Below are 16,160 nucleotides of genomic sequence, written 5' to 3' on the forward strand. Positions count from 1 at the left end.
AAGTAAGGTTTCATATCTCATGAATGCGCAGGCACTTCCGTTCCCGGCTATCGTCGGGCAAACGGAGTTGAAGCGGGCGCTCTTGGCCGTCGGCGTGAACGACGAACTGGACGGGCTCCTCGTCCGCGGCGAGAAGGGAACGGCGAAATCGACCGCCGTCAGGGCGCTCTCTGAGTTGCTCCCGAAACAGGAAGTCGTCGCGGGCTGTTCCTACGGATGCCCGCCGGACGACCCGACCCGACAGTGTGAGGCGTGCCGCGAGCGCGACGACCACGATGTAGAATTGCGGTCGGTTCCGCTCGTCACGCTCCCACTCGGGGCGACCCGAGACCGGGTTGTCGGGACGCTCTCGGTATCGGACGCGCTCGCCGGTGAGGCGTCGTTCGACCCTGGGCTGCTCGCTCGTGCGAACCGCGGCATCCTCTACGTGGACGAGGTCAACCTTCTCGACGACCATCTCGTCGACCTCCTGTTGGACGCGGCCGCGAGCGGTGTCAACCGCGTCGAACGCGACGGCGTGAGCATCGAACATCCTGCGGAGTTCACGCTCGTCGGGACGATGAACCCAGAAGAGGGCGACCTTCGCCCGCAACTTCGAGACCGATTCGCGCTCCAGGCGACTGTCGTCGGAAGCCGCGATATCGACGACCGAGTCACGATTATCGACCGCGCACTGAACCGCGGTCGCGACTCGGCAAACGGCTTCGATTCGTCCGCCGCGTTCGGTACGTACCGCGACGAGACCGAGGCGCTGCAATCGCAGGTCCACGACGCGGCGGACCTGCTGGACGCTGTCTCTCTCCCCACGGACTTCAAGCGTGATATCGCAGAACTCTGTCTCGATGCGGGTGTCGAGGGCCACCGGGCCGACATCGCCATCGCCCGCACGGCCCGCACGCTGGCCGCACTCGACGGCCGAACCAAGGTCATCGAAGGCGACGTTCGCGAGGCGGCCGCGCTCGCACTGCCGCACCGACTCCAGAGCCGCCCGTTCGATGACGCGCCCGACACCGACGAAATTCTCGACGACCACTTCGACGACGAGGAGCAATCGGACGAAGACGAACCCGACAACGCGGACGACGGCGACGAGGACTCTCCGGGCGACGATGACGCCGACAGCGAAGCAGACGCCGACAGCGAGACAGATACCGGCGGCGAAGCAGATACCGACGGTGAAACGGACGCTGACGGCGAGACAGACACCGACGCCGAGGGAAACGGGGGAGAGGAGAGCAACGGCGAGAGTGGAACGGAGTCACGCGACATCGAGGCGACTCTGGACCACGATGGCGATGACAGCGGCTCGGACCCCGACGGCGACGACAGCGACCCGGACCGCGACGGCGACGACAACTCCCCGTCGGACACGGGAACCGACGACGAGGACGACGCACCTGAAGCGACGCCTCTCCTCCCCGGACAGCAGCGAGCGGCAATCGGTGAGGCCGACCAGCCGCCACTCGACGACACGGAGCTACGCGCAGAGACGCCCGGCGGCGGAACCCGAGCCACAGTCGGCGAGTCACGACAGGGGCGCGGGTCACGAGTTCGAACCGAACCGGCGACAGGTTCGGACGATATCGACGTAGCTGCCTCAGTTCGTGCGGCGGCGACCGGCGGACGGACCAGCGTCACCGAAGCGGACCTCAAAACGTCCGTCAAACGCGGCGCTGCTCGCTCGCTTATCGTCTTCGTCGTGGACGCGAGCGCTTCGATGCGGTCGGCGATGCGCCAGACGAAAGGAACGGTGATGGCTCTCCTCGAAGACGCCTACCAGCAACGGGACGAAGTTGCGTTCGTCGCGGTCGCTGGCGACTCGGCCGAGGTTCTCCTCCCGCCGACCAACAGCGTTACACTGGCCGCTCGACACCTGAAGGAACTCCCAACGGGCGACCGAACGCCGCTTCCGTCCGGGTTAGATGCGGCTCACCGACTCGTCACCCAAGCGAAGGCGGACTCGGCTCTCGTCGTCGTCGTGACCGACGGCCGGGCGAACGTCGCCGACGGAAGCCCGACCGGAGAGACGCGGTCGGCGGCGCGGCAACTCGCAACCAGCGACGCGTCGGTTGTCGTCGTTGATGCCGGAGACGACGGTGTCGGCGTGACTGATATCCTCGTCTCTGAGACGGGCGGTCAGCGAATCTCGCTATCAGAACTCTCGGCAGAACGAGTGGCGGACGCGGCGAAGTCGGAACAGGAGCGCTGACGCCCGAGAACAGCTATTCAAGCGTCCCCGAGTGAAGTCGATACGCTCCGTGCGTGACTTCTTCGTCGTGGTATTCGACTGGTTCTTCGACCACTGCAAGCAGGCCGTCTCCGACCGCGAGCGCCGTCGGAATTCCCGACAGCGGGGTCGTCTCGTCGTGTCCGCCCTCGGCATCGAAGACGTGCACGCCGTGGGTCTCGGCACTTCGCCGTCGGAAGTTCTGCGCCGAGGGGACGACGACGCGCTCACTGACAGATTCGACACCGCGGGCGAATCCGCCGATAGCGTGCGTCCACAGTGTCTCGCCGTCTTTGACGGCGAACACGGTGTGTTCCTGTGGATGTCTCGCGTCCGGGTCGCGCGTCGATTCGGCGAACGTGTTGCCCGTCACGAAGACCACGACGCCGTCGGCAACACACACGTGGTTCGGATAGGCGTATACCGTCTCGTCACCGACGGACTGCTTCACCGCGAGGTCGACCGACCACCGCTCGTGGCCGTCGGCATCGAGCAGATAGCCGCGCTTGTCGCCGTGGCAGGCGACTGCGATATCGTCGCCTGAGAACACAACGTCGCCGACGCGGCGCTCCGCGTCGAGTTCGGGGTCCCACGTCGTGATGGCGTCTCCCGTCTCGCAATCCAGCACGACAAGCCCATCTTGCGCAGGTTCGGGACAGCGGTTGTACGCGACGGCGACGCGGTCACCATCGGTATCAAGTGCAATTGGCGAAGCGGCGGCCCGGTAGCGCCACTGGACCGCTCCGTCGTGGTCGAACCCGAGGACGACGCTCGACCAGACTCGCTTCTCACCGTCGCGTTCGTACCGTCTGGCGGCGGCGACGATTCGGTTCTCTGTGACCGCGACATCGACGACGTAGGGGAGGAAAAACAGCGAGTCCTTCGTCGCAGTGCCGATGTCGTCGGTCGTCGCATACGTCCAGCGTTGGTCGCCTGTTTCCGTGTCGAAGACGCGGATAGTGCCGTCACCGCCGCGCTCGCCGACGACGAGGCACTCGTCGGTTGCCGCCATCGACACGATGCGGTGGTCGCCGCCTGCGTCCCACTGTACGCGGTCGAGGGCCGAATCAAACGACACGATGTGACCGTCTGCTGTCCCGGCGAACACTCGGTCATCGGCCGCGGCCACGTCGGACCGCGCCCAGTTGTGTCGGCTTCGAGCGGCGTCGAGTGGTCCCAGTTCGCGGCAGTTCGTGAAGTCGGTCATCGCGTTATTCCTCGACGGGGAAGGTGTCGTGGAGGTCGTGGTGCGCCTCGCCGAGGTCGTCGAGGAACGAGTCCGTCTGGGTGCGGAGTCGCCGAAGCGACCGCTCGGCATCCCGGACGGCGACGACGCGACCCCGGAGATAGCCGGATTTCGGGTCGTCGTTCGGCGTCTGTGTCGCCTTCTCTTCGAGGTCAACGAGCGCGGCGTCGAGGTGCCGTTGTGCCTCGTCGAGGGTGGTCGCGTTCGCGAGCGCCTGAATCGGGCCGGGTTCGTCGAGGTGGCCTTCGAGTTCGGCTTCGGCGTGTTGTTTGACGCTCTCGTCGGTCGTGCCGGTGATGTTCATCAGTGCGAGTCGGAGTGCTTCGAGTTCAGCGCATGCCATGGTTAGAGTGATTGGTGAACGAGGTCGGAGACGATACGGTCCCGTTCGAGGTGGGACGAAACGATGCGGTCTGTGTCGTCGGGCGTCACGCCGCCGTACCAGATGCTGTCGGGGTAGACGGCAACGATTGGACCGTCGCCGCACTGGCCCAGACACGAACTGCGCGAGACGTGCACGTCGCAGTCGTCAGCATCACGGGTCTGCTGTCTGAGGCGTTCGAGAACGGTCGCCGCGCCGCTCGCGGCGCAGGTCTGATTCATACACACGGCGACGTGTTTTTCGGGTGCGTCGTGGACGTGCGGGTCGTCGCCAACGTCGCTCCGGTCGGCGTGTTCTGCCTGATGGACGAGCGAGCGGAGCATCGCGCGAGCGCCGCCCACGTCGTCTTCGTAGCCCGAGAGTTCGACTTTGTACTTGCAGGTGTCACACGACATTTGCACGCTTCCCGACCGTGCCTCCTGACAGCGGTCGACGAGCACATCGACGACCCGGCCGTCGACGCCGAGGGGTCCGGACGCACCGGCGCGGACGTAGGGATACTCGTCGTCGAACGTCTCCGTCTTGTCGACGATTCGCTGTGTCAACACGCCGTCGCCGAGCATGTACGGGAGGACGACGATTGCGTCCGGGCGGTCTTTCGCCACGGTGTGAAGCGTCTCTTCGAGGCGCGGCGTGGTGACACCGATAAACGCCGATTCGACGCGCGTGAACGCCCGGCCTTCGTACAGGAGACGGGCCAGTTTGTGTACGTCGCCGTTCGAATTCGGGTCGCTCGACCCGCGAGCGCACAGGACGACAGCCACGTCTTCGGCGTCGCGGTCGACACCGAGGTCAGCCTCGACGCTGCGCACTCGGTCGTCGAGGAGGTCCACGATTGAGGGGTGGATTCCGAGGTGCGACCCGACGTGGAACGTCAGGTCGTCGTACTGCGCACGGGCAGTCTGAACCGCCATCGGAACGTCGTTTTTGACGTGACTGGCGGCAAACAACGACAGCGGAACGACGGTCAGCGACTGGCACGTCGGAGCCAGCGACTCGATGGCGTCTTCTATCGACGGTTCGGCCAACTCGATGTACGCTGCGTCGACAGGAAGTGACAGGTGGGTTTCGAGTTTGGAGGCGAGCGTCCGAACCTGCTCGTTGGATTTCTCTCGGCGCGACCCATGGCCGACGAGGAGTATCGCGTCGTCGTCGAGCGAGGGGTGGTCGAGACTCATGCGTGGTCGGGTTCTGTGGGACTCATGCTCGTTCAGACTCGACGGGACTCATGCGTTTTCAGCCTCTTCGAGACTTCGCGTGAGCTTTTGCCGCCGCGTCGGTGCGAACAGGTTCGTCTCGTCGCTGCCGTCGTAGACCCACGTCCCGAAGGCACCTGCGGCGTCGTCGTCGATGCCGAACCAGTAACCGCCCGAGGAGGTTTCACTGATGTCGCCGGTCGGTGCGTCGACTGGACAGGAGTCGAGTAGCCGGTCGATTCGCTCCAGCAACGCCCGGTCGTCGTGGACGAACGAGATGCCGACCGTGCCGCTGGAGGACTTGAAACAGACCGTCCCACAGCTTTCGAGCAGACCGCGGAGCAGTTGCTTCCGGGAGTCGTCGAACACGTCGAAGCGATACCCGCCCGCATCGTCGCCGACGGGGAGGCCGAACGCGCCGGTCGCGTTCGCGACGACTGCGCCCTCGATTTCGACGAGGTACTCGTCTTTCGTTCGCGTGACCGAGGTGTTGTGCGCGTAGGGGTGTTCGGTCACCTGCTGGTCGATATCGCCGCCGCCAGCGACTGCGACGAGGCGATTCGCGCATGTCTCGTCGTTCGTGTGGACTGTCGCCGTCTCCGGTTCGATATCGCCGCTTCCGGCGACGTGGCCCCAGAGATAGGCCGTTTCGGGCGCGCTTTTCAGGAGGTCGGTGGCGGATTCGACGTCGGGGTCACTCATGTGTCTTCCTCCCGAATCACGATGGCATTTGGCGGGCACGCTTGCGCGGCGAGGCGCGCGTCGTTGATGTCGCCATCGACGGTCGCGACGACCCTGTCACCGTTCTGCGACACCGACACGACGCCCGCCGCGTCTGGGTCCACCGTGGCGAGTCCGTCTTCGTCTTCGACGAACCGCTCGTCTCGGGTGAGGCAGGCGAAGATACCGTCGCAGGCGTCTCGGTCGATTTCGATTTCGAACATCTCAGTACTCGTATTTCTGTTCGTACCCTCGGGGCGTCACCATCCGGTCGTCCCAGACGTACGTCTCCTCGTTGCCGACGAGCAGCGTCGTCGTCATGTCCACGAGGTCGGTTTCGCCGAGTTCGGGCAAGTCTTGGAGTTCGACGATTTCGACCTGTTCGTCGTCACGGCCTGCGCCGTGGACGATGCCAACCGGCGTGTCGGGGTCGCGGTGTTCGAGGAGAATCTCACAGCACTTCTCGTAGTTCGACCGTCGCTTGCGACTCCACGGGTTGTAGATGACGATGGTGAAGCCCTCTTTCGCGGCCGAGTGCAGGCGCGACTCGATGGTCGGCATCGACGTCAGGTGGTCAGAGAGGCTGATAGTGACGGTGTCGTTCACCAGCGGCGCACCCAGTCGGGCCGCACAGGACTGCGCGGCGGGGACGCCAGCAACCACGTCGAAGTCGACCATGCTCGCGGTCGCACCCTTCGATTCGAGGATTTCGAGTGCGAGACCGGCCAGCGCGTAGACGTTCGGGTCGCCGCTGCCGACGATTGCCACGTCGTTTCCGGCGAGCGTCCGGTCGACCGCCTCTTCGGTCCGGGAGACTTCGCCGCACATCGGCGTCGAGTAGATGTCTTCTGCACTTTCGACGATGTCGTCCGGCAGCAGTTCGACGTAGGTCGTGTAGCCGACGATGTGGTCGGCCTCGCGGAGCGTCTCTTTCGCCAGCGTCGTCATCTCACTCGCTCGGCCGGGACCGAGTCCGACCGCGACGAGTTGCCCCGGTTCGCCGTCGAAGTCGTCGATGGTCGCTTCGACCTTCTCGTCGGTCTGTTTCTTCTTCGAACTGCCGCATTTGGAACTCGACTGTTCTTCGGACGTCTTCGAACCGCCGCATTTGGAGGCCGAGGAGTCGCGTGATTCGGTCGCGGCCGACTTGCCGCCGCACTTCGAGGTCGACGCCTCGGTCGATTCGGTCGTCTTCGATTCGGTCGTCTTTCCACCGCACTTCGATTCGGTTTCTGTGTCTGTTTCGCTCATGGTTAGAAGTCGTCAACGTCGCGCCCGCCACGGGGCGTGACGAGGTACGTTTCGTAGTCGTTGCTCCAGGGTTCGGTTTCGTGCGTGCCGATGAGAATCGACGTGCCCATCCCGCCGACGTCTTCGTCGTGGGATTTCGCGTCGCCGAGGGTCGTAATTGAGAACGTCTCGTCGTCGAGATTCCGTCCGGCTTCGCCCCGGCCAGCGTCGTTGAAGATGCCGACCAGAACGTCGTCGGCGCGTTCCTCGCGGACGATGTCGATGGCGCGGGTGTAGTTCCGCCAGCAGTTGTACAGTACGATGACGAAGTTGCTGATGGCTGCGGCGCGCAGTTTCTCCTCGATTTCGTCCCACCCGCGCCACTTGTCGGACAAAGAGATGGTACAGAAGTCGTTCGACAGCGGCGCGCCCATCATCGCCGCGCCGCCGAGGGCAGCGGTCACGCCGGGGACGATTTCGATTGGCACGTCCGTCGCGTCGTCGGCGTCGGCCATCGTGAACACGAGGTCGGACTTGCCGTAGACGTTCGGGTCGCCGCCGGAGACGTGCGCAACGTCTTCGCCCGCCCGGACTCGCTCGAAGGCCTCACGGGTCAGTTCGACCTGCTGGCCCATCGACGAGCGAACGACTTCCGGGCCGTCGTCGCTGTCTTCCGGCGGGAGCGTGTCGTCGTCGCGGAGGAACTCCTGATACAGGTTCGACGCGACGACGCAGTCCGCCGTCTGGATGACCTCTTTGGCGCGCTGGGTCATGTGCGCCGGAAGGCCGGGACCGATACCGACGACGTAGAGTGTGCCGTAATCGGCAGGGGCTTCCTCGCGGTCGCCTGTCGTCGTCTCTGTGCTTTCGCTCATCGCCCCACCGCCACGGTCACGGCGTCGTCGTAGCGTTGCTTCTCAACGACCAGTTCGTGGTCGCGGCCGCCAGCAATCGCACTCGCCTCGGCGATGCCCGGCCAGCCGATGAGTTCCTTCGACCGCGACGGGGTCGGACCTTCGAACTCGGTGAGCGTCTCCTTCTCGAAGTAGACGACACCCACGTCGATTTCCTGCGCGGCGTCGAGCATGCCGGGTTCGTCGGCCTTTCGCGTGCCGGTCGCGACGAAATCCACGTCGTCCCAGTCGCAGTCGGCGTCGTCGAGGGCGCGTTCCCACGCGGTCAGGAACTGTTCTTTTTTCGCGCCGGAGACGCTGCCAGTCCCGAGGACGACGCCGTCGTCGCCGTTTCGCTTCAGGACGGTCACGTCGTCGTCGACGAGGACGGCTTTCGGCCCGTCGAGTCGGGCGACTGGCCCGAGTTCGTCGTTGAGGACCGCGAGGTTCGTCGCGACGGTCGAATCGCCGTTGACGACGTGGGAGTCGAGCGCCTTCGCCTTGCTCTCGACGCCCTGTTTTCCGGCCGCCTCGGAGGCGGTCGTCATCGCCGGGACCGCACCGAGTTTCGAGAGGTCGTACGCGACCTGATTCGCGCCGTGGTGCCCGCCGGTGAGCGGAATCGCCCACGTCAGTTCTTCGTCCACGACGACGACCGCCGGGTCTTCCCACTTGTCGTCGAGGAGGCCAGCGGTTTTTCGCATGGCGATGCCGCTCGCCATCAGGCCGACGAAACAGTCGTACTCGCCCCAGTGCTCGGCGAACACGTCGCCGTGGTAGGTCAGAATGTCGATGCGGTCGTAGTCGTCGGCGAGGTCGCGTTTGATCTTCTCGGCCGTCTCTAGCTTTCGCTCGAAACTGACGATGCCAATCTCGCGTGCGACCTCTCCGTCGCTGTCTGGTGTTTGACAGTGTCCGCTTCCAGAATCAGAATCACTCATTGTGCATCACGCTCCTGTGTTGCAGAATCGGGGTCGTCGTTCGGCGCGTCTCCCCCGCGGGCCCAGTCGCCGTAGAGGAAGGACCGCTCGTAGTCCGACCCAGTCACGGCGTCGCCAATCATCACGAGTGCCGAAGCGCGGTAGCCTGCTTCGGACACCTTCTCGCCGATGGTCTCGATGGTGCCTTCGATAACGTCCTCGTCCGGCCACGAGGCGTGATAGACGACCGCGACGGGGGTGTCTGGGTCGTGACCTTCGTCGAGGAGGCGGTCCATCGTCTCCGCGACGGCGTGGGTGCCGAGGTAGATACAGACCGTGGTGTCGCCGAAGCCGACGAAATCACTGATGTGGTCTTCTTCGGCCGTGAGCGTCCGACCCTGCGGTCGGGTGAAGACGACGTGGTTTGCGACTTCGTTCAGCGTCAACTGCGTGCGGAGGGTCGCGCTCGCGGCGAACGCGGAGGTGACTCCCGGAACGAGGTAGGTCGGGACCCCTTCCTTGGCCAGCGCGTCCATCTGTTCCAGCGCGGCCCCGTATATCGCCGGGTCGCCGCTGTGGAGTCGGACGACTGTCTCGCCGGATTCGTAGGCGTCGGCCATCAGCGGAATCAGCTCTTCGAGGTCCTTGCCGACGCTGTTGACCTGTTCGGCGTGGTCGCAGTACTCGTCGAGGAGTTCGCTGTTGACGAGCGACCCGGCGTGAACGACGAGGTCTGCTTCTTCGACGAGTCGTCGCCCCGCGACCGTGAGCAGTTCAGGGTCGCCCGGTCCAGCACCGACGAAGGGAATTCCCTCCTTGTCGGTGAAGCCGGTGTCCGCGTCTCCGTCGCCCGTCATGCCGAACCCCCCGAGCCCACGCCATCGAACTCCGCGGTTGCAACGTCACGTTCCAGCCCTTCTCGCTCGGCGTACGCCAGCGTGTAATAGTCGCGTTCTGCGAGTTCCTCCGGGTCGGACGTGACGATGGTTTCGCCCTGTTCCATGAAGAGACGGCGGCCGAACTGCACGGTGTATCCTGCATCGGTCAGCCCCTCGTAGGTCGCGGAGGCGTCCGTGACTTTGAACAGAATCATCCGGTCGGGGCCGGTCGGGGCCGCGCCGTTTGCGGCCTCGCGGAGCGCGAGTCCGGTTCCCGACTCGATTTCGACGCCCAGCGCAGTGGCGAACGCCGTCATCGCGCTCACGCCGGGGACGACTTCGAGTTCGACTTCGGGGTGGAACGCGTCGAGCGTCCGGCGGAGGTGACCGAACGTGGAGTAGACGTTCGGGTCGCCGAGCGTCACGAACGCGACGTCGTCCGATGCGGCTCTCTCGGCGACTTCCGCGGCGGCCTCTTTCCACGCACGCCGGAGTTCGTCCGGGTCGCGCGTCATCGGGAAGTCGAGGTCGCCGATTCGCTCTTCGGGGACGTGATTCAGCGCGACCGTCCGGGAGAGTCGCCCCGGCGAGTAGACGACATCGACCGATTCGAGGATTCGTTTTCCTTTGACGGTCACGAGGTCGGCGTCGCCGGGACCGAGACCGATTCCGTAGACGGTCATCAGTCCAGTCCTCCGGCGTCTCGTCGGCCGACGATGATGTAGACGGGGTTGTTCGACCGGAAACTCGTCGCGCCAGCGAGTTCGTAGCCGTGGCTCACCTGCATCTGGACGACTTCGTCGAGCAGGTCACGCTCGCGGAACGCCTCGATAGCCGCGCCCGTCGGTTCGACCCGCGAGACGTTCATGACGACTCGGTCAACTTCGGTCTCGACGGCGTGGTCCAACACCGCCTCGAAGTTTCGGCTCCCACCGATGAACATCGCATCGGCGTCCTCCGGAAGGCCCTCCGGCGCTTCCGCCTCACGGAGCGTCACGTCGGCGTCATACTCGTTCGCGGCGAGGTTCTTTTTCGTGACTTCCAGTCGGTTCGGTTTTCGCTCGACTGCCGTCACTCGTCGGACTCGCCGTGCCGCCTCGATGGTGACAGAGCCGGTACACGACCCGACATCGACGAAGTGGTCAGTCGGGCGCAAGCCGAGTTTGTCGAGCGTCACCGCTCTCACCTCGGGTTTCGTGGGGCCCGCCCTTGCGTCGTGCGGGAGCTGTAGGCGTGACATTCGGGTCAACAATCCAAGCGGTGTTTGAAAACAATTGTGCTTGTAATACAGAAACTGAGGTTTCATAAAATCACGCGCTGAGATGTTAAATTTAGGTTGTTCTAACGCAACTCGTCTTGACCCCTCTCGAAAGTTTTACAATCTGGCTTGATTTTACTCAATTTGAGTTTAGAATGGCCTCCACCACCAACACCGTTCACGGTCGAATCGAACAGGCGCGGATGGAGCTCACGCCGACGCAGATGGCTGCCGGATTGCTCTTTGCCGCCGCGCTGGGATTCACGCTCCTGTTCATGCAGGAACCGCTCGTCCACGACTCGATGCACAACTTCCGACACGCGGCTGGCATCGCCTGCCACTGAGGATGCTCGCAGCACATCTGACGCGGGGCGTGAAGGCCGGAATAGCCGCCGGACTCGTGTTCGGCCTGTTCATGGCGCTCGTCGCCAACCCGCTTGTCGTCTACGCCGACGAGATGAACCACGCGGCCGCCGAAGCAGGTCACAGCGAGAGCGGAACGCCGTGGGAGTGGGCTGGTTCGTACCACCTCGAACCCGGAACCTACACGTACACGTTCCAGGAGGGACCGGACCCAGCCATGCACCTTGCCGTACTCCGGAGTGACCACGCTGGTCAGGAGAGTATCCACCAGACCGAAGGAACAGCAGCAGCACTCTACGAAAGCCACGATTCCGCCGTTGCAGTCGAAAACGGCGGTTCTCTCGGTGCGGCACAGGACACGCTCTATGACCTCCGGTTCGCCGAATCGGGTGCGACGACGTTCACGCTCGAAGTGGAGGAAGAAGGACACTACGTCCTCTTCACCGAACACGTTCCCTCGGAGTTCGACGCAGCGCTCACGAGCGAAAGCGGTGCTGTGGTCGAACCGGACGTGACTGAAGGCGCAGGTGCTCACGCCCACGAAGAGGAGGGTGGCCACGCCCACGAGGAGGGTGGCCACGCCGGTGAGGGCGACGACCACCACGACACCGCCGTCTCGATGGCGGTCAACAAGACGGTGAGCGTCATCTCCAGCGGACTGTGGGCGATTCTGCTCGGCGGCGTGTTCTTCGGCATCGCGTTTTACTTCCTCGAACCCGCGATTCCGGGAACCGGCGCGGCCAAGAGTTACGCGATGGGTCTCGCCGGGTTCGTCACTGTCTCCGGCGCACCGTGGATGGTGCTGCCGCCGGTGACACCGGGCGCACAGCAGTCCCTGCCGACTGACACCCGTCTCCTGCTCTACGGTGGGATGATGGTCGTCGGCGCGCTCGTCTGTCTGCTCTCCGGCTATGTGTACAACCGCGTGTCCGAGTCCAACGGGCGCACCGTCGCCGTCGTCGCTGCGGTGCTTCCGTTCGGTCTGCTCGCGATTCCGGCCGCGGTGGCACCGACGAACGTGGTCACCGATGCGCTCTCGCCCGAACTTCGAACCGGACTGCTGGGGCTGTTCGTCTTCGGACAGGTTCTCGTCTGGTTGCTCCTCGCGGCGACGCACGCGCAACTCCGGTCGATTGACTCGCAAACAGACACGCAAAACGCTGGTCACGGGTCAACCGTGATGGCCGACTGATGCAGGATAGAACCGACGAGGTACGTGAACACGGCTTCACGGACCACGTACTGGTCTGTACGAACGACCGAGACTCCGAATACGCGGCCTGTGCGGAGGCTCACGGCCCGGCGGTGTACGAAGCGGTGAAAACGTGGTTGCGTGACCGCGGCGTCTTCTGGTCGCACGTCTACGTCGCGGAGACGAGTTGCCTCGGGCTGTGTAGCGCCGACGGTGCTGCGATTGCGATTCACCCGCGAAATCGCTGGTACTCGGACGTTCGTCCGGAGGACGTTCCGGCGTTGCTGAGCAACGAGTTTGGAGACGAGGCTGACTTGCTCGGCCAGCACGACGCTGCGGACTCGCCCGCTGAAGATGGCTCCCCGAGATAAGTTCAGACCGATTCTCTCGGCTCGGAGCTAGGCTTTTCACTCGCCCCGTCGAACCTTCACATATGTCAATAGCGTTCGAACTCGACACCCAGGAGGCGACGTTCCACAGTCCGCTCGAAGAGTTCGAGCAGACAACGGTCGAAACCGAGATTCGGACCGACCCGCTGACCGGGCGCACCACGCGGGTCGTCACCGACAACTTCCTGCTTCCCGAGGACCCCGAAATCGACGACTCGGTCCTCGATAGCGAGGGCTGTTTCTTCTGTCCGGGGACGGTCGAAGAAGCGACACCCACCTACCCCGACTGGGTCGGCACCGACCGCGGGAAAAGCGGCGAAGCGACTTCCTTCCCGAATCTGAATCCGTACGGGTCGTACTCGAACGTCGTCGCGCTCACCGAGGAGCATTTCGTTCCAATCGACGAGTTCACCACAGAACAGTTCGCCGACGGGCTCTGTGCGGCGTTTCAGTACGTCCGGGATGTCTTCGGACACGACGCCAACGCCCGGTTCGCATCGGTGAATATGAACTTCCTCCGCCCCGCCGGGTCGAGCCTCATCCACCCGCACATGCAGACGCTCGTCGACGACCGCGGGACGAACGAACAGCGCCGTGTCGCTGACGCCGCTCGCGAGTTCTACGAGGAGCACGACAAGGTGTACTGGTCGGAACTTGCAATCGAAGAGCGGGGTGGTGACCGGTACGTGGCCGAGACCGGCGGCGTACATTGGCTCGCACCGTTCGCCCCGAAGCACCACCGCCACCTTGTCGGCGTCGCGTCGCAGATTCATACTGGCGTTCCCAACCCCCGTGGCGACGTGACGCACGACTTCGCAGAAGGACTCGTGAACGTGCTCTCGTACTACGCCTCGCTTGGGCTGAACAGTTTCAACGTCGCCATGTTCATCGAACGCGATGACCCTGCGCTCCCGCCGGTACTGAACGTCACTGCACGGTCGGTCTTCGACGAGTACTACTGGAGCGACGCGACCTACTTCACCTCGTTACACGACGAGAGCGTCGTCGACGTCGCACCCGAAACCTACGGCTACGAAGCGCACAAGTTCTTCTGACCGTCGAGGGCGACACCAGCACCCTCGCCTGTCACTGCGTCCAGACCGTCTTGCGGTTGACGAACTCTTTGATGCCGATTTCGGAGAGTTCGCGGCCGTATCCCGCGTCTTTGACACCACCGAAGGGGACTCGCGGGTCAGATTTCACCATCTCGTTGATGTAGACACACCCTGCTTCGATATCTCGTGCGAGGCGCTGGCCTCGCTTCCTGTTTTCGGTCCAGAGACTCGCTCCGAGACCGAATCGGGTGTCGTTCGCCTTCTCGATGGCCTCTTTCTCGTCGGCGACTTTGTACACGGCCGCGACGGGTCCGAAGGTCTCTTCGGCGTCGGCGGGACAGCCGTGAGGAACGTCGGTCAGCACGGTCGGCGGGTAGTACGCACCCTCGCGGCCGAGGGGTTCGCCGCCGGTCAAGACCGTCGCCCCAGCGTCGACGCTCTTTCGAACCTGTGCGTGCAGTTCGGCCATCAAGTCGGGGTCGGCCTGCGGACCGATAGCTGTCGTTTCGTCCATCGGGTCGCCGATGGTGAGTGATTCGAACGCCGTGACGAGTCTGTCGACGTACTCGTCGTAGACTGCCTCGTGGACGATGAATCGCTTTGCGGCGATGCAGGACTGTCCGCCGTTTTGGGTACGGGCCTGCACGCCCGCTTCGACCGCCGCGTCGAGGTCCGCGTCGTCCAGCACGACGAACGGGTCCGACCCACCGAGTTCTAAGACGGTCTTTTTCAGGTGCTTCCCGGCGGTTTCGGCCACTGCCCGGCCTGCCGGTCCACTGCCGGTGAGCGTCGCGGCACGCACTCGTTCGTCAGAGAGCACATCGTCGACCTTCCCCGACCCGATGAGAAGCGTCTGGAAGACGCCGTCCGGGTAGCCTGCCTCCTCGAACACTTCCTCAAGTGCGAGGGCGCACCCGGGGACGTTCGAGGCGTGTTTGAGCAGGCCGACGTTCCCGGCGGTCAGATACGGCGCGGCAAATCGGATAACCTGCCAAAAGGGGAAGTTCCACGGCATCACGGCCAACACCGGGCCGAGCGGGTCGTGGACGGTTTTGACCTCGGACCCGGGCGGACTGGGGTACTGTTCCTCACCGAGATAGGCGCTGGCGTATTCGGCGTAGTGGTCACACGCCCAGGCACACTTTTCGACTTCGGCGAGTGCCTGCGAGATGGGTTTCCCCATCTCTTTTGTCATCAACTCGGCATACCGTTGTTTGTTCTCTCGAAGGACTTCCGCGGCGTTCGCGAGGAGTTCTTCGCGTTCGCGGAGTGGACGCTCGCGCCACTCCTCGAAGGCGTCCATCGAGCGGGAGAGCGCGACTTCGACATCCTCGTCGGTGTCTTTCTCGTAGGTTTCGATTCGGTCGTTCGTAGCGGGGTTTATCGACTCCATATCGTCACTGCTCCTCGAACACACATCACTGTTAATTATATTTGTAAGTTTACACTATGGCGGTCGGGTGAAGAGCGCTTGTGTAGTCAATGGGTTTCGTTCCGCGCGGCGGGCTACTCCGACAGAGAACCTCGCCTGAATCGTTCGACTTCGAACTTGAGGTCCATCGAGCAGTGATGTCTTGCCACATTAGAATTGCATCTAATACACAACACTATGGGTAAGTAAAATACTATAATGTGGTGGTAGTATTGGATATTATTGCTTCTCAATGGGGCAAATCGGGGCCACAGACTAATTTTGTAATTCGAATCTAGAAATAATTTACTTTCCTTGGCAATTCACATACTTTCTACAAGATATAGGTTGAATATTGGGTGTTTGTGCGGTGAGAACTGGATAATGACTAGTATCTATCTTGGTCCATGGTTATCGGTTGTTCCCTAATCAGGCAATACTATGTGCTTTTTGTTGGCGACTAACTCGACAACCCGGAGAAGAAACGGGTGTCCGGCACCATCTCTCGGAGGAGGCCCTCTGAACAGACTCTCACTGCTACCTCCCGATTGTTCGCTAATACAAAACACCCCACTAAGACGGGTCTCTGTATAAATTATATTGTCTTTGACTATTGCTATTGTCCACGAAACGTTGCTCTGGGATGTTCTACTGCACGCATTTAGGAACAATGATGTAAAACATACATTATGGAAAACGTCTTGGAGTAGTTATCTATTACAAGAGTACGTTTGTAATGTGGGTGTGAAGCGAAGATAGTGACGGTCGTTCCTCCATTGCTTTCGTTCGGCATTAGGAAA

17 protein-coding genes are annotated in these 16,160 nt (G+C 63.1%); 5 read left to right on the top strand and 12 right to left on the bottom strand.

The genetic code is table 11. The features are described 5' to 3' along the window. The first annotated feature begins 19 nt into the window (after positions 1-19). Positions 20-2,209, top strand: coding sequence for a VWA domain-containing protein (locus ACH9L7_RS13885; RefSeq protein WP_396611284.1), 2,190 nt, complete (start codon positions 20-22; stop codon positions 2,207-2,209). Positions 2,210-2,222: 13 nt separating this feature from the next. On the opposite strand, the gene ACH9L7_RS13890 is transcribed toward ACH9L7_RS13885, so the two are convergent. Genes ACH9L7_RS13890 through cbiT form a run of 11 tightly spaced genes read right to left on the bottom strand, consistent with a single transcriptional unit; the run spans position 2,223 to position 10,932 of the window. Further along, positions 2,223-3,434 (bottom strand): PQQ-binding-like beta-propeller repeat protein, encoded by a 1,212-nt coding sequence (locus ACH9L7_RS13890; RefSeq protein WP_396611285.1) that lies wholly within the window; start codon positions 3,432-3,434, stop codon positions 2,223-2,225. A 4-nt stretch (positions 3,435-3,438) separates the two neighbouring features. Further along, positions 3,439-3,816, bottom strand: coding sequence for a DUF3209 family protein (locus ACH9L7_RS13895; RefSeq protein ID WP_396611286.1), 378 nt, complete (start codon positions 3,814-3,816; stop codon positions 3,439-3,441). A 2-nt stretch (positions 3,817-3,818) separates the two neighbouring features. Further along, the gene (locus tag ACH9L7_RS13900; RefSeq protein ID WP_396611287.1) at positions 3,819-5,033 is read right to left on the bottom strand and encodes a CbiX/SirB N-terminal domain-containing protein; all 1,215 of its coding nucleotides are present in this window, start codon (positions 5,031-5,033) and stop codon (positions 3,819-3,821) included. Between the two features lie 48 nt (positions 5,034-5,081). Continuing rightward, a complete protein-coding gene (locus ACH9L7_RS13905; RefSeq protein ID WP_396611288.1) occupies positions 5,082-5,753 on the bottom strand; it encodes a cobalamin biosynthesis protein in 672 nt (223 codons plus the stop codon). After that, positions 5,750-5,995, bottom strand: a complete 246-nt coding sequence (locus ACH9L7_RS13910; RefSeq protein ID WP_396611289.1) for a ferredoxin — start codon at positions 5,993-5,995, stop codon at positions 5,750-5,752. Before ACH9L7_RS13910 ends, ACH9L7_RS13905 begins: the two co-directional genes overlap by 4 nt. 1 nt (position 5,996) lies before the next feature. Then, complete coding sequence (gene cobJ / locus ACH9L7_RS13915) at positions 5,997-7,022, bottom strand: precorrin-3B C(17)-methyltransferase (RefSeq protein WP_396611290.1); 1,026 nt, start codon at positions 7,020-7,022, stop codon at positions 5,997-5,999. Positions 7,023-7,024: 2 nt separating this feature from the next. After that, positions 7,025-7,876: a precorrin-3B C(17)-methyltransferase gene (locus ACH9L7_RS13920; protein WP_396611291.1), complete on the bottom strand. Its 852-nt coding sequence runs from the start codon at positions 7,874-7,876 to the stop codon at positions 7,025-7,027. Continuing rightward, a complete protein-coding gene (cbiG, locus tag ACH9L7_RS13925; RefSeq protein WP_396611292.1) occupies positions 7,873-8,835 on the bottom strand; it encodes a cobalt-precorrin 5A hydrolase in 963 nt (320 codons plus the stop codon). Before cbiG ends, ACH9L7_RS13920 begins: the two co-directional genes overlap by 4 nt. Continuing rightward, positions 8,832-9,671: a cobalt-precorrin-4/precorrin-4 C(11)-methyltransferase gene (locus tag ACH9L7_RS13930; protein WP_396611293.1), complete on the bottom strand. Its 840-nt coding sequence runs from the start codon at positions 9,669-9,671 to the stop codon at positions 8,832-8,834. Before ACH9L7_RS13930 ends, cbiG begins: the two co-directional genes overlap by 4 nt. Then, positions 9,668-10,375, bottom strand: a complete 708-nt coding sequence (locus tag ACH9L7_RS13935) for a cobalt-factor II C(20)-methyltransferase (protein ID WP_396611294.1) — start codon at positions 10,373-10,375, stop codon at positions 9,668-9,670. The genes ACH9L7_RS13930 and ACH9L7_RS13935 overlap by 4 nt, the downstream gene beginning before the upstream one ends. Beyond that, a complete protein-coding gene (cbiT, locus tag ACH9L7_RS13940) occupies positions 10,375-10,932 on the bottom strand; it encodes a precorrin-6Y C5,15-methyltransferase (decarboxylating) subunit CbiT (protein WP_396611295.1) in 558 nt (185 codons plus the stop codon). Before cbiT ends, ACH9L7_RS13935 begins: the two co-directional genes overlap by 1 nt. A 173-nt stretch (positions 10,933-11,105) precedes the next feature. Between cbiT and ACH9L7_RS13945 the strand changes: the two genes are divergently transcribed. From ACH9L7_RS13945 to ACH9L7_RS13960, 4 genes are all read left to right on the top strand, one after another. After that, positions 11,106-11,294, top strand: a complete 189-nt coding sequence (locus tag ACH9L7_RS13945) for a CbtB domain-containing protein (protein ID WP_396611296.1) — start codon at positions 11,106-11,108, stop codon at positions 11,292-11,294. Positions 11,295-11,296: 2 nt separating this feature from the next. Then, positions 11,297-12,505 (top strand): CbtA family protein, encoded by a 1,209-nt coding sequence (locus ACH9L7_RS13950; protein ID WP_396611297.1) that lies wholly within the window; start codon positions 11,297-11,299, stop codon positions 12,503-12,505. Then, on the top strand, positions 12,505-12,876 hold the full coding sequence (locus ACH9L7_RS13955; protein ID WP_396611298.1) for a (2Fe-2S) ferredoxin domain-containing protein: 372 nt from the start codon (positions 12,505-12,507) through the stop codon (positions 12,874-12,876). The genes ACH9L7_RS13950 and ACH9L7_RS13955 overlap by 1 nt, the downstream gene beginning before the upstream one ends. A 62-nt stretch (positions 12,877-12,938) precedes the next feature. Continuing rightward, entirely contained in the window at positions 12,939-13,949 is a 1,011-nt protein-coding gene (locus ACH9L7_RS13960) for a hypothetical protein (RefSeq protein WP_396611299.1), read from the top strand. 31 nt (positions 13,950-13,980) lie between these two features. Here ACH9L7_RS13960 and ACH9L7_RS13965 read toward each other — a convergent pair whose 3' ends face one another. Then, entirely contained in the window at positions 13,981-15,342 is a 1,362-nt protein-coding gene (locus tag ACH9L7_RS13965) for an NAD-dependent succinate-semialdehyde dehydrogenase (RefSeq protein WP_396611300.1), read from the bottom strand. Positions 15,343-16,160 lie beyond the last annotated feature (818 nt).

Origin of the sequence: Haloferax sp. S1W (genome assembly GCF_044593955.1) — an archaeon.
Classification (GTDB): Archaea; Halobacteriota; Halobacteria; order Halobacteriales; family Haloferacaceae; genus Haloferax.

What these genes read in the sequence shown, in the direction of transcription:
- ACH9L7_RS13885 (WP_396611284.1), top strand. Translation starts at nt 20, where the DNA reads ATGAATGCGCAGGCACTTCCGTTCCCGGCTATCGTCGGGCAAACGGAG.
- ACH9L7_RS13890 (WP_396611285.1), bottom strand. Translation starts at nt 3,434, where the DNA reads ATGACCGACTTCACGAACTGCCGCGAACTGGGACCACTCGACGCCGCT.
- ACH9L7_RS13895 (WP_396611286.1), bottom strand. Translation starts at nt 3,816, where the DNA reads ATGGCATGCGCTGAACTCGAAGCACTCCGACTCGCACTGATGAACATC.
- ACH9L7_RS13900 (WP_396611287.1), bottom strand. Translation starts at nt 5,033, where the DNA reads ATGAGTCTCGACCACCCCTCGCTCGACGACGACGCGATACTCCTCGTC.
- ACH9L7_RS13905 (WP_396611288.1), bottom strand. Translation starts at nt 5,753, where the DNA reads ATGAGTGACCCCGACGTCGAATCCGCCACCGACCTCCTGAAAAGCGCG.
- ACH9L7_RS13910 (WP_396611289.1), bottom strand. Translation starts at nt 5,995, where the DNA reads ATGTTCGAAATCGAAATCGACCGAGACGCCTGCGACGGTATCTTCGCC.
- cobJ (WP_396611290.1), bottom strand. Translation starts at nt 7,022, where the DNA reads ATGAGCGAAACAGACACAGAAACCGAATCGAAGTGCGGTGGAAAGACG.
- ACH9L7_RS13920 (WP_396611291.1), bottom strand. Translation starts at nt 7,876, where the DNA reads ATGAGCGAAAGCACAGAGACGACGACAGGCGACCGCGAGGAAGCCCCT.
- cbiG (WP_396611292.1), bottom strand. Translation starts at nt 8,835, where the DNA reads ATGAGTGATTCTGATTCTGGAAGCGGACACTGTCAAACACCAGACAGC.
- ACH9L7_RS13930 (WP_396611293.1), bottom strand. Translation starts at nt 9,671, where the DNA reads ATGACGGGCGACGGAGACGCGGACACCGGCTTCACCGACAAGGAGGGA.
- ACH9L7_RS13935 (WP_396611294.1), bottom strand. Translation starts at nt 10,375, where the DNA reads ATGACCGTCTACGGAATCGGTCTCGGTCCCGGCGACGCCGACCTCGTG.
- cbiT (WP_396611295.1), bottom strand. Translation starts at nt 10,932, where the DNA reads ATGTCACGCCTACAGCTCCCGCACGACGCAAGGGCGGGCCCCACGAAA.
- ACH9L7_RS13945 (WP_396611296.1), top strand. Translation starts at nt 11,106, where the DNA reads ATGGCCTCCACCACCAACACCGTTCACGGTCGAATCGAACAGGCGCGG.
- ACH9L7_RS13950 (WP_396611297.1), top strand. Translation starts at nt 11,297, where the DNA reads ATGCTCGCAGCACATCTGACGCGGGGCGTGAAGGCCGGAATAGCCGCC.
- ACH9L7_RS13955 (WP_396611298.1), top strand. Translation starts at nt 12,505, where the DNA reads ATGCAGGATAGAACCGACGAGGTACGTGAACACGGCTTCACGGACCAC.
- ACH9L7_RS13960 (WP_396611299.1), top strand. Translation starts at nt 12,939, where the DNA reads ATGTCAATAGCGTTCGAACTCGACACCCAGGAGGCGACGTTCCACAGT.
- ACH9L7_RS13965 (WP_396611300.1), bottom strand. Translation starts at nt 15,342, where the DNA reads ATGGAGTCGATAAACCCCGCTACGAACGACCGAATCGAAACCTACGAG.